This window comes from Krasilnikovia sp. M28-CT-15 (assembly GCF_047159595.1).
Taxonomy (GTDB): Bacteria; Actinomycetota; Actinomycetes; order Mycobacteriales; family Micromonosporaceae; genus Actinoplanes.
This window is the reverse complement of record NZ_BAAGAK010000001.1, coordinates 5741427-5754264: the sequence shown is the minus strand read 5'-3', so window position 1 is coordinate 5754264 and position 12838 is coordinate 5741427. Positions and strand designations below refer to the sequence as shown.

Genomic DNA, 12838 nt, shown 5'->3' with positions numbered 1-12838 from the left:
CGCCTGTCGGTGTACCCACCCGGGGGCCACGAAAACCCGGGCTGGAGCGACCCCTGTGATCGGGGCTCCTCGCACCAGATCATCCGCTGGTGGTTGCCGCGGCGAGATCCGTGAGCACCCCGGACACCCCGGCCCCCTGGGCGTGTGTATCCCGTTGCCGGGTCGCGCCGGTGCCGTGGGCGCGCAGGCGTGTCAGGCCGGTGGTGACGATGGCGCGGTCGCCGTGGCGGTCGAGGGCGTCGCCGACGGTGGCCGTCAACTCGTCCACGAGCTCCCACGCGGGGCGTGCGGTGCGGCGGTGGAGGTCGGTCAAGGTGCTGTCGAGTCCCGTGTGGGCGGCGTTCCAGTGGGCCGCGCGCAGCAGGTGCCCGGGAATCCGCGGGGCCGGGCGTCCGGCGGCGACGTCGGCGGCGACGGTCGCCACCAGCGCCCGCACCAGGCCGGCGACCACGACGGTGTCGTCGGCGGTCGGGCACACGTCGCTGACTCGTACCTCCACGGTCGGGTACCGCGACGACGGCCGCGCCCACCACAGCACGAGGGAGGCGTCGAGCATCACGCCGGTGGCGATGAGTTCGTCGACCGTGCGCTCGTAGTCCTGGGCGGATTCCAGGTACGGCGACGGACCGAGACTCGGCCAGCGTTCCAACGCGATGCTGCGCCAACTGGCGTGTCCGGTGTCCACGCCGCCGTGGAACGGCGAGTTGGCGGTGAGCGCCTGCACCACGGGCAACCACGGCCGCAGCCCGTTGCACACCTGGATGGCCAGTTCCCGATCCGGCACGCCGACGTGGACGTGGCAGCCGCACAGGGCCGGGTCGTGGGCGATCGGGCCGTAGTGGCGGGCGATCGCCTGGTATCTCGGGGTGTCGACGACGCGCAGGTCCGGTTCACCCACGGGCGTGGCGGCCACCGCGACCAGCCGGGCGCCGACCGTGGCGGCGGCGTCCGCGGCGGCGTACCGGTTCTCCAGCAGATGTCGCCGCAGCTGCGGCAGGTCGGTGCAGACCGGGCTGACCATTTCCACCATGCTGCGGCGGAACTCGGCCCGGCTGCGTTCCCGCAGGGCCGGTGGCAGCGCCGTCCGGGCCGCATCGCTGCGCGGCACGTTCAGCCAGGAGACCGGGTCGAGCAGCAGGAACTCCTCCTCGACCCCCACGGTCGGCGTGCTGCGGGAGAAGGTCTCGGCGGCCTCGGCCGGGCTCAGCTCGGTCAGCGACATCAGCGGTCGTCCCGGGACCGGGTGGCGGTCAGCACGGCGAGCGCGATCCGGTCGGCATGGGTGTAGGCGGGCTGTTCGAGGTTCTCGCTGTAGACGTCGGGGTCGACCTCGCGGTAGGTCCACCGCAGGCCGGTGCCGTCCAGCCGTTTGCCGGCGGCCGCGAGTAGCGGGTCCCGGCCCTCGGTGATGCCGGTGCCGCTGAACAGCACCAGGGACCCGGCGGGCGCGAGCCGGTGCACGGCCGAGTCGAGGACGGCCATGGGCAGGTCGTGCCCGTGCGGCCCGCCGCCGTCGCGGTAGGCCCGGCGCTCCGGGTCGATCATGAACGGCGGGTTGGCGACGATGAGGTCGAAGTCGCCCGGCACGTCGGCCAGCAGGTCGCTGTGGCGGACGTCGACATTCGTGGTCCCCGCCAGCGCGGCGTTGATACGGGCGTAGCGCAGCGCCGTGGGGTTGATGTCGAGCGCGAGGACCTCCGACGCGGGCACGCGCTTCGCCAGGGCGACGGCGACCGCGCCGCTGCCGGTGCCGATGTCGGCGACCCGCGACGGCGCCGTCGCGCGGGCGGCCAGATGGGTCAGCGCGGCGTCGACGGTGCGGTAGGTGTCCGGACCGAAGAACACCGCGTCGGGTGTCTCCGGGGGGAAGGCCGAGTGCACGAACAGCTCGCCGTCGCAGCTGGAGACGCGGATCAGGCTGTACCAGAGATCGCCGTCGCGGCGCAGCGCGCGGGCGTCCTCGAGCAGCCGCACGAAGTCAGGGGGAAGGACTCCCGCCCGGAACGGGCGGCTCCAGCCCAGCACGTCCGGCAGGGTGCGGCCCAGTTCGTTGCCGGGCCGGCGGTTGACGCGTTCGTGGGTGTCCGGGGTGACGGTGGTGAACTCGTACCCGGTCGCCTTGAGCGCTGAGCCGAGCCGGCGCAGCGCGGCGTCCCGTATCGGCGGAGCATGGGTGGTCGACGTCATGGTCCGGATTTGCCCGGTAATTTCTCGATTAACCGGGGCCGGTGCGGGAACGTCCTGACCATGCAGCTTCCCCAGCCCCGGGGACCGGTCACGGCCGCCCTCCGGCAAGCCCTGGCCGACGCCCCGCACAAGCTGCCGGAGCAGCTTGTCGCGATGGTCTGCGCCACCGGCGACCCGCTGGTCGACGAGGACCTCCAGCTGACTCTGCACCTGTGCTACGAGCTGCACTACCGCGGTTTCGAGGATGTCGACGCGGGCTGGGAGTGGCACCCGTCGGTGCTGGCGCTGCGCCAGGCGGCGGAGAGCCGCTTCGAAGCCGCACTGCGCCGCCTGGTGCCGCTGCCTGCGGCGGTGCCGCCGGCGCAGGTGCCGCGGGCGCTCACCGCCCTGATCGATGCCGACGACGGGCCTGAACTGTCGAGATACGTTGCGGGTCGCGCCACGATCGAGCAGTTCCGGGAGTTCGTCACGCACCGTTCTATCTACCACCTGCGCGAGGCCGATCCGCACACGTGGGCCATTCCGCGGCTGGCCGGGCGGCCCAAGGCCGCCCTGGTGGAGATCCAGGCCGATGAGTACGGCGGCGGCCGCGCCGAACGGATGCACGCCGAACTGTTCCGCACCACGATGCGGGAACTCGGCCTGGACACCGCGTACGGCGCCCACCTCGACGCGGTCCCCGCGGTCACGCTGGCCACCAACAACGTCATGTCGCTGTTCGGCCTGCACCGCCGCCTGCTCGGGGCGATCCTGGGTCACCTCGCCGTCTTCGAGATGACCTCGTCGCTGCCGAACCGCCGCTACGGCAACGGCCTGCGCCGCCTCGGCGGCAACCCGGACGCGACCCGGTTCTACGACGAGCACGTCGAAGCCGACGCGGTCCACGAACAGATCGCCGCCCACGACCTGTGTGGTGCGTTCTGCGCCGATCAGCCGCCGCGGCGCCGCGCGGAGCAGACCTCGCTCGTACTGTTCGGCGCCGCCTGCGCCCTGGCCCTCGACGGACGTTTCGCCGGGCACCTGCTGCAGCGGTGGGCCGACGGTGCAAGCTCACTGCGGGATCAGCGGCTGCTGGTCGGGGCGCTGGGGGCCTGAAACCCGACGGCCTTGTGCGTACCGTCGCAGAATGGCTTGATCGCCGAGCGCCCACACCGGCACAACGCGACCGTACGGCGCCCCGGATCGATGGTTTCGCCGTCCTGCGTGAGCAGCGTGAACGAGCCACGCAGCAGCAGCGGTCCATCCTCGCAGGCGGTGACGGAGGCAGCCTCGTCCATACCTGTGCAGTGCCCGTAGGCGCCACCCCGAAACGCACGACGGCTCACCACGACGGCCCGTGATTCAGGCCGGCCGTGCGGGGTATGCCCCGGTGGTTCAGATCAGGAAAGGGGAGCGTGGCATGACGACCGCACGCGAAATCATGACACCTGACGTCAGCTGCATAGCCGAGACGGAGTCGTTGGCGGAGGCCGGGCGGATGATGGCCGACCTCGATGTCGGATCGCTGCCGATCTGCGGCGACGACAACCGGCTCAAGGGCATGATCACCGACCGCGACATCGTCATCAAGGTCGTCGCGGAACGCCGTGACCCGGCTGACGTCAGCGCCAGCGAGCTGGCCCAGGGCAAGCCGGTCACCATCGGAGCCGACGACGATGTGGACGAGGTGCTCCGCACGATGGCGAGTCACAAGGTGCGCCGACTGCCCGTGATCGACGGTCATCAGCTGGTGGGCATCGTCGCCGTCGCCGATGTTGCCAGGGCGTTGCCTGACCGCCCGGTCGGCGACCTCATCGACGCGATCAGCAGGTAACGCCCTCAGCGGCCGGACAGCTCGTAGTAGTCCTCGGTCATCACCGGCCGGAAGCCGAGCGACGTGTAGAGGTTCAGTGCCCGGTCGTTGTCCGTGGCCACCTCCAGGTGGACGGCGGTGGCTCCCTCCGCCATGGCCTTGCGGCACACGCGGTGCAGCACGTCCCGCCCGATACCGTGCCCCTGATGGTCGGGGTGGATGACGAAGCCGTAGACACCGGCCCGATCCTCTTCGCGGATCAACCGGACGGTCCCGACCGGCTGGCCGTCCCGTTCGACGACGAGGGTGTTGGGGTCGTTGTCGGCGGTCGGGGGCGGTTCCCAGCCGAATCCCAGGCGCAGGAGTTCCCGCACTGCCGACTGATCCGGCCCGGTGGCGGCGCGGATCGTGACCCGGGGGTCGGCGGGCACCTCGGCGGGTTCGCCGGGCAACTGGAGGGCGTGCTCGGAGTGGCCGAGGGTGGCGCCGCGGCCCTGTGCGAGAGCCCGTCCCCCGACCGAGGTCCGGGGTACGACCAGCAGTATGGAGGAGTGCTCGCGTTCCTGGCACACGCGCAGCCCGGCATCCAGCAACGCGGTACCGATCCCGCGCCGCCGCGCGGCAGGATCGACCATGCCGGCCAGTTCGATGGTGGGCGCGCTGTGGGTGTAGATGCCCAGGAAGCCGAGCAGGCGCTCGCCGTCCCACCACAGGATGTCCTCGACGTCCTGCCCGGAGCGGTGGCGCAGCGCGCCCCATTCCAGCTTCAGCCGGCCCCCATCGGCCGCGACCACGCGGCGCTCCAGGTCTGCGATGGCTTCCAGGGCGGCCGGGGTCAGCCCGGCGGAGAGTGTGACCACTGCGCTAGCCCATCACGCCCATCAAGCGATTTTTGACCGAACCGCCGCACCGCAGGCGATCCAGCTCCGATCAGCAGGTCCCGGCTGGTGGGCTCACCACCCGGACGGGCCCTTCCGGGAACCACCCCGTCAATTCGCGGTACGGTCCAGCACCGTTACGGCGTAGCGCAGGTAGCTGTTGCCCATCGGATTCGCCTAACCACCGGGTGTGCCAGCCGAAGTTGCCGGCTGGCACACCGAGACCCTCCGGGAGTCCACAGGCTCTGGTGGCCCAGCATGCAGGTGGGGCCGGCAATGGGACCGTCCGAGGCGCTCCGCCGCGGCCGGGCGCTCAGCCCAGCAGCTGATGGCCGCTGGTCGGCTCGCGGCGGCGCTGGTTGTTGAGCTCGTGCCGGATGATGGACGACTTCCGGTAGATCTCCTCGCGCACCCGGTTGATCTCGCCGAGGGGACGGTGCTCCTCGCGCACCCGCCACGGGGTGATGGAGGTGGTGTCCGCGATGGCGAGGTTGTCGTCCGAGGAGAGGTCCTGGCGGGGTATGTCGATGCGGGCCACGGTCACGAATGGCGAGAGCCGTTCGGGCCACTCGCGCGAGGTGTTGTCCACCGGCATCAGGTCGAGATCGGCGCAGAGCTGTGCCTGCAGCTCGAAGCTGTGGTCGCGCTCGCCCAGCTCCGCGACGAGCGTGTTGCGGTATGCCTCAGGGTCGGCGGCCACGTCCACGGTCGGCCGGGTCACGCTGGCCGCGGAGGTCGGGGTGGGGATCGCCCGGACCTTGGCGATGTAGTCGCCGTGCCGGAACGCACCCATGCTCCAGTACGTGTACAGCAGGAGGTTCTTGCGGGGGATCGAGGTGAACGACAGCATCGACAGCAACTCGTCCCAGAGCCAGGCGTCCGGCGCCAGGGCCCCGGCACGGGTCACGAAGTCGTGCAGCCATTGCCGACGGGTCTGCGGGGACACCAGCGCGTCGGGGAGCTGCGCGAACAGTGGTTCGATGACCAGGTAGTCCTTCGCCGTGTTGCAGAAGAACGTGGTGTTGTTGATCAGGTTGTAGTCGAATGTGGTGGCGTCGGCCTCGTCGGCCAGCAGCGACCGGCCAGGCACGCCGAACATCTTGATTCCCATGCCGCAGGCGGGGCCGAGCAACGGGTCCGCGCGCAGGTGGCCCAGACCGTTGGAGTAGCGCACGACGGCCGCAAAGGTGCCCGGCGTGGCGTAGATGCCCTGGGCGTACTCGGGCGCCACCTCGGGAATCGTGACGACCGCTCGGGCCAGGCCGTACGTCTTGCCGTGGGCGGTGCGCACCGCCCGCCCGGCCTGCTGCCGCTGGACCGAGTCCCGGGTGCGTTGCGCGACCATGCCGACCAGCTCGGCCAGCTCTTCGGCGAAGTCGGCCGGAACGTGCTGGGGGTACTCGTCGTATCTGACGAACCTCATGCTGCCTCTCCTGTCCTGACGCCCGAAGTCCCGTCCGCGGCCGGAGCCGTGCGGATGCGCGAGCCACCGACCCTCGGACGAAGCGGATCATCCGCTGACCAGAAAGGTAGTGCGAAATTAAATTGTGCACGATCTTTTTGTGCGCGATGAGTCCGACGACACTCCCCGGCGGCGCAAGTGCAACTGTCCGCAGATGAGCCGCCACGGTGTGCCGTCGTCGCCGAGCCGGAAGACGCGCAGGCCGTTGACCGGACCACGCCCAGGCTTGGCGCTCCGCATGCCACCCGGTCCCAGGTAGCTCGCCCGCTCACCTACGACCTGGCTTCGTCGCAGTCCACGATGACCACGGCGTTTCCCGCCTCTGATCACACCGTGAACGTCTTTGCCAGCTTGTTCATCTCCTCGGCCATCGCCGTGAGTTCCGCGATCGTCGCCGAGCTGGAGGTCACCGCGCCGTTGGTTACCCGTACGGTCTCGGCGACCCCCGTGATGTGCACCGCGATGCCGGTGGAGCCGACGGCGGCCTGGGTCACATTGCGGCTCATGCTCGCGGTCGTGGCGTTCTGCTCCTCCACCGCCGCCGCGATCATGGTGACGTAGTCGTTGATCCGCCCGAGCACGCCCTGGAACTCGCCGATGGTGTGCACCGTACCGTCGCTGTCCTCCTGGATCGCGCGGACCCGGGCAGCGATGTCCTCCGTGGCCCGGGCTGTCTCCTGTGCCAGGTCCTTGACCTCACCGGCCACCACGGCGAAGCCCTTGCCCGCCTCCCCGGCGCGCGCCGCCTCGATCGTCGCGTTCAGCGCCAGCAGGTTGGTCTGCTCGGCGATCGCATTGATGGCCTGCACGACGGCACCGATCTCGGACGACGACGTACTCAACCGCTGGATCCGCGCGCCGGCGGAGTCGGCGGCCGCGACCGCGTCGGCCGCGACTGCTGCCACCTCCGACGCGCTCTTGCTGATCTCATGGATCGACGCGGTCATCTCCTCGGCCGCCGCCGCGACGCTTCTGGGCGTTGTCACCGACCTCCGCAGCCGCCGCAGCCGCACCCTCGACACGGGTGGTCGCGTCGTCGGAGTTGACCGCGATCTGAGTCATCGACGAGCCCATCAGACCGGCCGCTCCGGACAGCTGGTTCGCGTCCGAGCGAATCTGGGCCACCGCGTCGCGCAGCACCTCCACGGCCTCATTGACCGCGATGCCCATCTCCCGCAGTTCGCCGCCCCAGCGGGAGGTGTCCACGCGACGGGTGAGGTCGCGGCTGGCGAGCGCCCGCAGCGTCGTGACCGACACCGCGAGCGGGCGCACGATGCTCAGCCGGACCGCCCGGATGAACGGGATCGCCAGCAGCAGGGCGGCCAGGGAGGCAAGGCCGAGCTGGATCTGCGCGGAACGGGAGGCCGACTCCGCGGCGGCCGCGGCCGCGGCGCTGCGGACCTTGGCGCTGTCGACCAGCTTCTTGGTGTGCCCGAGGATCCGGTAGTAGATGTCCCACGAGGGGCCGCCGATCGTGTCGTTGGCTCGCTTGACGGAGGCGGGGGTGCCCTCGGCGAACATCTTGGCGATCTTGTCGTCCATTGCCAGGAAGGCGTCCCAGTCGGCCCGCAACGCCTGGAAGGTCCTCTTCTCCTCGGCCGTCATGGCCGTCGTGTTGACGCTCGCCAGATGGGCGCGCAGGCGTCCGACGACCTCCAGGTAGCCGGCGCGGCTGACCGCGTCGGGTTTGACCGCGGCGGCCGGATCACCCAGCGCGGCCTCCCAGGCGTACGCGACCTGCCAGCCGCTCACGTCCGAGTTGAAGTACTTGATCTCCTGCACGTCGCGGGTCAGCACGAGCATCTGCTGCATGTGCCGGACCGCCCGGTCCTGGGACCGCAGCGCGGCGACACCGATGAGCGCCGCGATGCTGAACAGCACCAGTACCGCGCCGAGACATACGACGAGGCGAGTGCCGACCCGCAGACGGCTCACCAACCTGACCATGACGATGCTCCCCCGATAGACCTGCGATCCCAGGAGTCCATCGGTCTGACCGACCGCCCGCCTGAGAAACAATCCGCGTCCGGGGTGATGTCCTTCGGGACGCGAAGGTGCGGGTGTGTGTGCCAACACACCCGCCGAGGCGCCCCACGCTTCGAGGCTGAAGCCGTTGCGGGGGCAACGGCTCCAGCCTCGGGCGGGAGGGGTCAGGACGTCCGCACCCGGGCCCGAACGATCGTCCGCCAGCCGGCGAGGGCCAGCACGGCGAGCATGGGGACCGCACCGACTGCGGGCAGGATCGGCGTGCTGTAGGGCAGGAACAACATTCCGGCGTAGCCGACCACGATGGCGGGCAGGGTCCACCAGCCGACCACCCCGGCCCTGGCCAGCCCGATGAATGTCAGCAGCAGTGCCAGCGACACCAGCGGGCCCGGGTTGAACGCCAACTGCTCGGCCGGGTGGGCCAGCACCTTGTCGGAGATCGCCGCGGCCTGCTCCAGCGGCAGGTTGCGGCCCAGCTCCATGTGGAACCAGTCGGACAACAGCGAACCGGAGATCTGGAGCAACCCGAGCGCACCGAGCAGCGCGCCCACGAGCGACAGGACACTGCCCTTGCGGCCCCGTACGAGCAGCGGCACGGCGAGCAGGCCCGCCCCCATGCACAGGTTGCCGTAGTGCAGCAGCAGCGCGGAGAGCTGGGTGAGGAACGGATCACGGGCCAGCGATGCCAGGTACTGCACCTTCTCGTCGCCGGCCGCTGGCGGCGACGTGGCGAGCCCGGCGAAGAACATCGCCGCGCCGGCGATGAGTGCCCCGCCCGCGATCACCGGCAGCACGCGGCGGGCGGTGTCCGTTCCGGCTGGGACGTGTGTGGCGGGCGGGGACTGGAGAGTCATCGTTGAAGTCATGCCGGGAAGGCTAGGTTCGCCGCCCCCGGCCGGTCTGCTGTGCAGCGGCTCGATCCTGATCATCCGGGGGACGGACACCGCGGCCGTCGTTGTCCGCCGCACGGCGGACCCGGGCCATCATCCACCCACCTACCCTGGACCGGCACGAGCTGATCATTGCGGCCGGTGCCGTTGGGGACAGATGGAGGTGACGGGGTGCGCCGGAGACTGGTGCCATTGAGCGCGGCAGCGATCCTCGCCGTGATCGGCGCCGTGGAAATCGCCCTCGACGACGCGTTCTCCGCAAATCCGGGCACCCCGGCCGCGGCGCTGGCCGTCGTGGTGGCCGGCACGGCGCTGGCCGCATGGCTGCCGGTGATCGGCACCGCCGTGGTGGCAACGGCCTTCCCGATCGTCGTGGCGGGTGGGCTCAACGGACCGACCGGGGTGGGCGTACTCAGCTTCTTCCTGGCGCCGGGCTGGGCCGGATACCGCGCCGAGCCCCGGCGGTCGTGGCTGGCGCCGCTGTCGGCCCAGTGCATGGCGAGTCTCGGTACCTGGGTCGCCGGCCGCGCAGCGGGCTCGACCGTGGGCGGCCTGGGCGCGATGGCGTGGGAGAACCTGTTCTTCGGGCTACTGTGCTGGGGCGCGTGGGGCGTGGGCCTGCTCGCCCGCCGCCTGCGGCACCGCGCGACACTGCTGGCCCGCCTCGCCGTCGCGCTGGAGGCCGAACGCGATGCGCGGGAGCACGCGATCCTGGTCGAGGAGCGCCAGCGCATCGCCCGCGACATGCACGACGCGGTCGCGCACTCGATCAGCGTCATGGTGCTTCAGCTCGGCGCCATCCGCAGCACCTTGCCCCCGGACACGCCGCAGGCGGAGATGATGCACAACGTGGAACGGCTCGGCCGCGAGTCGGTGCAGGAGCTGCGCGCCCTGGTCGGCATGCTGCGCGACGCCGCGTCGAGCGAGCCGGTGCGCAACCCGTCGCTGGTCCGCGCGGACGAACTCGTCGCCGAGGTACGTGCCGCCGGCCTGCCGGTCGACCTGACCGTCGACGGTGACATCGAGGAGCTGCCGACGGCGCTGGATGTCTCGGCGTACCGAATCCTTCAGGAAGCGCTCGCCAACGTCCTGCGCCACGCCGGTCCGGTGCCGACCCGGGTTGTCGTGCAACGTACCGGGGACCGCCTCGGTCTCACCGTCGACAACGACCCGCCGCGTGGTGAGAATCGGACCCGGGAGCGGGCGGCCGGCCCGGGCGGTCACGGCCTGGTCGGCATGCGGGAGAGGGTCTCCGTGTACGGCGGGAGCCTCACCGCCGGTCCGAGGCCCGACGGCGGGTACGGGGTGGACGCGGTGTTCCCGATCGGGGCGCAGCCGTGAGCGGCATCCGGGTCGTGGTCGCCGACGACGAGGCGATGGTTCGCGCGGGGCTGCGGATGCTGCTCGATCACCAGCCCGACATCTGCGTGGTCGGGGAGGCCGTCGACGGACTCGACGCCCGGGAGGTGGTGCGGCGCACCGCGCCGGACGTCGTTCTCATGGATGTGCGGATGCCGCGCTGCGACGGGCTCGAAGCGGCGGGGCACATTCTCGCGGAGAGCGCCGCGAAGGTCATCATCCTGACGACGTTCGACGAGGACGCCGCCGTGGCGCAGGCGCTGCGTTCGGGGGTCAGCGGGTTCCTGCTCAAGGTGGCGCCGCCCGAGCAACTGGTGCAGGCGGTGCGCACGGTGGCCGCCGGCCAGGCACTGCTCGACCCGGCCGTCACGCTGCGGGTCATCGCATCGTTCGCCCGGGCGCCCGGCGCCGACCCGAAGGCCGCCGAGCAGTTGGCCACGCTCACCGAGCGGGAGGTCGACGTGCTGCGCCTGGTCGCCCGCGGGCTGTCCAACGCGGAGATCGCCGCACGGCTGTACCTGGGCGAGGCCACGGTCAAGACGTACGTCTCCCGCATGCTGACGAAGCTGGACCTGCGCGACCGGGTGCAGGCGGCCGCGTTCGCCTATGAGAGCGGCCTCGTCCGCCCGGGCGTCACCGAGTAGCGCGGCGGCCTCACCGGGGCATCGCGGGATGGCGGAGCATGCCGGGCGCGGTGGCGCGGCGCGCCGCCCGGCGCAGCATCGCGCGCACGACGACCGGGTGGACCACGCGGACAACGGCGAGGTAGATCCGCCCGGCACGAGACCGGGTGGCCGCGGTGGTGGCGACCGTGACGGTGGTGCCGCCGTCGTCCGGCTCGACGAGCACGCTGGCCCGGAAGTCCAGGTGCGACGCGTCCGTTCCGACCAGCACCTCGTGGGGCGCCTGCCGCAGGGGCGCGAACGCGCCGCGGTCGGCCCGCTGAATGCCGAGGAGCGGAACCAGCAGGTTGCGCAGGCGCAGGAGGGCCAGCACCGGCGCGGGCGGGTCGTGGAACACGGCGTCGGCCCAGTCCCGGGGTGTCAGCGAGGTGCCGGGCGGGAGACGCACCGCGTACGCGTCGGCGAGGTCAGGCCGGGCGGACCACCCGCGCAGCAGCTCCGCCCCGTCCGGGATGGGCACAGCACGCACCCGGCACGTCTCGGCGGCCGCGGCGACGCGGGCGCGCAGCGAGTACCGGAACGGGGTGCGCACCGTCCCGGTGAGCGCGTGTTCGGCGTTGTCGAGCAGGTGCTCCAGCACGGTGTCGTGCAGCGTGCGGACCAGCAGCGGCCACAACAGCCGCATCGGCCCGGTGAGCCGGCCCGTCAGCCGGTGCCGCAGGACGGTGGTGTCCGGCCCGGTCGGCTCCACCTCGAACACGTGGGTGCCGTCGATGCCGGTCGACGGGGCAAAGGTGAACTCGACGAGGCGGCCGGGCCGGTAGTCGGTGACGCGGTACCGGATCGCACCGTGACCTCCGCTTGCGCCGATGCCCAGCGGGCGGTCGAACCGCATGGGCTGCCAGGTGGGCGCCGGCCACAGTGGATCGGCCGTGGAGCCGAGGAGGTCGAGCAGGCGCCCGACCTTGTCGGCCGCGACGGGGAACTCCCGCTGGTGGACATTGTTGATCAAAACCATGACCGCCTCCGTACGGTGCCGTATGGTGCTCTCCGTACGGTAGCGTATGGGGGTGCCGCGCCGACAGATGAGCCGCCTCACCGCCGACGACTGGGCCGCCGCCGCGCTCGAGGCGATGGCGCGCGGCGGGCTCGCCGCGGTCGCCGTGGAGCCGATCGCGGCCCGGCTGGGCGCCACCAAGGGCAGCTTCTACTGGCACTTCGCCAACCGGGACGCGCTGATCACCGCCGCGCTCCAGCGCTGGGAGTCCGAGCACACCGAGGCCGTGATCCGGCTCGTCGACGCCGAGCCGGACCCCCTTCAGCGGCTGCGGCTGCTGTTCCTCACCATCATGGAGGCGACCGAGCACGACACCGTCGAGGTCGCCATGCTCTCCACGGCCGACCACCCGCTCGTGGCGCCCGTGCTGAGGCGGGTCACACAGCGGCGCATGGAGTACACCGTGGACCTCTTCGCCGGCCTCGGATTCGGCGCCGCCGAGGCCGGTGCGCGAGGACTGCTCGCATTCAGCGCGTACCTCGGCCATGTGCAGCTCGCGCACGCCGTGCCGCATCTCGTGCCCGGCAGCGCGACCGCCCGCCGCAGCTACATCGACCGCGCCATCGCGCTGCTCACCGCGCGTTGAGGGCAGCCCTCCTTGTAG

The 12838-nt window shown here is 71.4% G+C and carries 14 protein-coding genes; 5 read left to right on the top strand and 9 right to left on the bottom strand.

Annotation, left to right across the window (positions count from 1 at the left end; all coding sequences use genetic code 11):
* Nucleotides 1-79: 79 nt before the first annotated feature.
* A complete protein-coding gene (locus ACMCNO_RS26400; protein WP_412752137.1) occupies nt 80-1222 on the bottom strand; it encodes a glutamate--cysteine ligase in 1143 nt (380 codons plus the stop codon).
* The gene (locus tag ACMCNO_RS26395; RefSeq protein WP_412752136.1) at nt 1222-2187 is read right to left on the bottom strand and encodes a methyltransferase; all 966 of its coding nucleotides are present in this window, start codon (nt 2185-2187) and stop codon (nt 1222-1224) included. The genes ACMCNO_RS26400 and ACMCNO_RS26395 overlap by 1 nt, the downstream gene beginning before the upstream one ends.
* Nucleotides 2188-2247: 60 nt before the next feature.
* Between ACMCNO_RS26395 and ACMCNO_RS26390 the strand changes: the two genes are divergently transcribed.
* Nucleotides 2248-3282 carry an iron-containing redox enzyme family protein gene (locus ACMCNO_RS26390; protein ID WP_412752135.1) on the top strand — a complete coding sequence of 345 codons (1035 nt, stop codon included), beginning with the start codon at nt 2248-2250 and terminating at the stop codon, nt 3280-3282.
* On the opposite strand, the gene ACMCNO_RS26385 is transcribed toward ACMCNO_RS26390, so the two are convergent.
* Nucleotides 3249-3464, bottom strand: a complete 216-nt coding sequence (locus ACMCNO_RS26385; protein WP_412752134.1) for a CDGSH iron-sulfur domain-containing protein — start codon at nt 3462-3464, stop codon at nt 3249-3251. The two genes, ACMCNO_RS26390 and ACMCNO_RS26385, sit on opposite strands and share 34 nt — an antisense overlap.
* 122 nt (nt 3465-3586) lie before the next feature.
* Between ACMCNO_RS26385 and ACMCNO_RS26380 the strand changes: the two genes are divergently transcribed.
* Nucleotides 3587-4000 carry a CBS domain-containing protein gene (locus ACMCNO_RS26380; RefSeq protein WP_412752133.1) on the top strand — a complete coding sequence of 138 codons (414 nt, stop codon included), beginning with the start codon at nt 3587-3589 and terminating at the stop codon, nt 3998-4000.
* A 5-nt stretch (nt 4001-4005) separates the two neighbouring features.
* Here the strand turns inward: ACMCNO_RS26380 and ACMCNO_RS26375 are convergent, their stop codons facing one another.
* The 5 genes from ACMCNO_RS26375 to ACMCNO_RS26355 form a co-directional block, all read right to left on the bottom strand.
* Entirely contained in the window at nt 4006-4839 is an 834-nt protein-coding gene (locus ACMCNO_RS26375) for a GNAT family N-acetyltransferase (protein WP_412752132.1), read from the bottom strand.
* 331 nt (nt 4840-5170) lie between these two features.
* On the bottom strand, nt 5171-6280 hold the full coding sequence (locus ACMCNO_RS26370) for a catalase family protein (protein ID WP_412752131.1): 1110 nt from the start codon (nt 6278-6280) through the stop codon (nt 5171-5173).
* Between the two features lie 365 nt (nt 6281-6645).
* Nucleotides 6646-7305 (bottom strand): methyl-accepting chemotaxis protein, encoded by a 660-nt coding sequence (locus ACMCNO_RS26365; protein WP_412752130.1) that lies wholly within the window; start codon nt 7303-7305, stop codon nt 6646-6648.
* Nucleotides 7247-8254 carry a hypothetical protein gene (locus ACMCNO_RS26360; protein ID WP_412752129.1) on the bottom strand — a complete coding sequence of 336 codons (1008 nt, stop codon included), beginning with the start codon at nt 8252-8254 and terminating at the stop codon, nt 7247-7249. The genes ACMCNO_RS26365 and ACMCNO_RS26360 overlap by 59 nt, the downstream gene beginning before the upstream one ends.
* A 215-nt stretch (nt 8255-8469) precedes the next feature.
* Entirely contained in the window at nt 8470-9171 is a 702-nt protein-coding gene (locus ACMCNO_RS26355; RefSeq protein WP_412752128.1) for a hypothetical protein, read from the bottom strand.
* Between the two features lie 195 nt (nt 9172-9366).
* Here ACMCNO_RS26355 and ACMCNO_RS26350 point away from each other — a divergent pair, with 195 nt between their 5' ends.
* Both ACMCNO_RS26350 and ACMCNO_RS26345 read left to right on the top strand, forming a co-directional pair.
* Nucleotides 9367-10536, top strand: coding sequence for a sensor histidine kinase (locus ACMCNO_RS26350; protein ID WP_412752127.1), 1170 nt, complete (start codon nt 9367-9369; stop codon nt 10534-10536).
* Nucleotides 10533-11198: a response regulator gene (locus tag ACMCNO_RS26345; protein WP_412752126.1), complete on the top strand. Its 666-nt coding sequence runs from the start codon at nt 10533-10535 to the stop codon at nt 11196-11198. The genes ACMCNO_RS26350 and ACMCNO_RS26345 overlap by 4 nt, the downstream gene beginning before the upstream one ends.
* A 10-nt stretch (nt 11199-11208) precedes the next feature.
* On the opposite strand, the gene ACMCNO_RS26340 is transcribed toward ACMCNO_RS26345, so the two are convergent.
* A complete protein-coding gene (locus ACMCNO_RS26340; protein WP_412752125.1) occupies nt 11209-12195 on the bottom strand; it encodes a DUF2867 domain-containing protein in 987 nt (328 codons plus the stop codon).
* Nucleotides 12196-12241: 46 nt separating this feature from the next.
* On the opposite strand from ACMCNO_RS26340, the gene ACMCNO_RS26335 reads away from it, so the two are divergent.
* A complete protein-coding gene (locus ACMCNO_RS26335) occupies nt 12242-12820 on the top strand; it encodes a TetR/AcrR family transcriptional regulator (RefSeq protein WP_412752124.1) in 579 nt (192 codons plus the stop codon).
* Nucleotides 12821-12838: the final 18 nt, after the last annotated feature.

Coding starts and splice junctions, on each gene's coding strand:
- ACMCNO_RS26400 (WP_412752137.1), bottom strand. CDS start 1,222: ATGTCGCTGACCGAGCTGAGCCCGGCCGAGGCCGCCGAGACCTTCTCC.
- ACMCNO_RS26385 (WP_412752134.1), bottom strand. CDS start 3,464: ATGGACGAGGCTGCCTCCGTCACCGCCTGCGAGGATGGACCGCTGCTG.
- ACMCNO_RS26370 (WP_412752131.1), bottom strand. CDS start 6,280: ATGAGGTTCGTCAGATACGACGAGTACCCCCAGCACGTTCCGGCCGAC.
- ACMCNO_RS26395 (WP_412752136.1), bottom strand. CDS start 2,187: ATGACGTCGACCACCCATGCTCCGCCGATACGGGACGCCGCGCTGCGC.
- ACMCNO_RS26340 (WP_412752125.1), bottom strand. CDS start 12,195: ATGGTTTTGATCAACAATGTCCACCAGCGGGAGTTCCCCGTCGCGGCC.
- ACMCNO_RS26390 (WP_412752135.1), top strand. CDS start 2,248: ATGCAGCTTCCCCAGCCCCGGGGACCGGTCACGGCCGCCCTCCGGCAA.
- ACMCNO_RS26355 (WP_412752128.1), bottom strand. CDS start 9,171: ATGACTTCAACGATGACTCTCCAGTCCCCGCCCGCCACACACGTCCCA.
- ACMCNO_RS26335 (WP_412752124.1), top strand. CDS start 12,242: ATGGGGGTGCCGCGCCGACAGATGAGCCGCCTCACCGCCGACGACTGG.
- ACMCNO_RS26380 (WP_412752133.1), top strand. CDS start 3,587: ATGACGACCGCACGCGAAATCATGACACCTGACGTCAGCTGCATAGCC.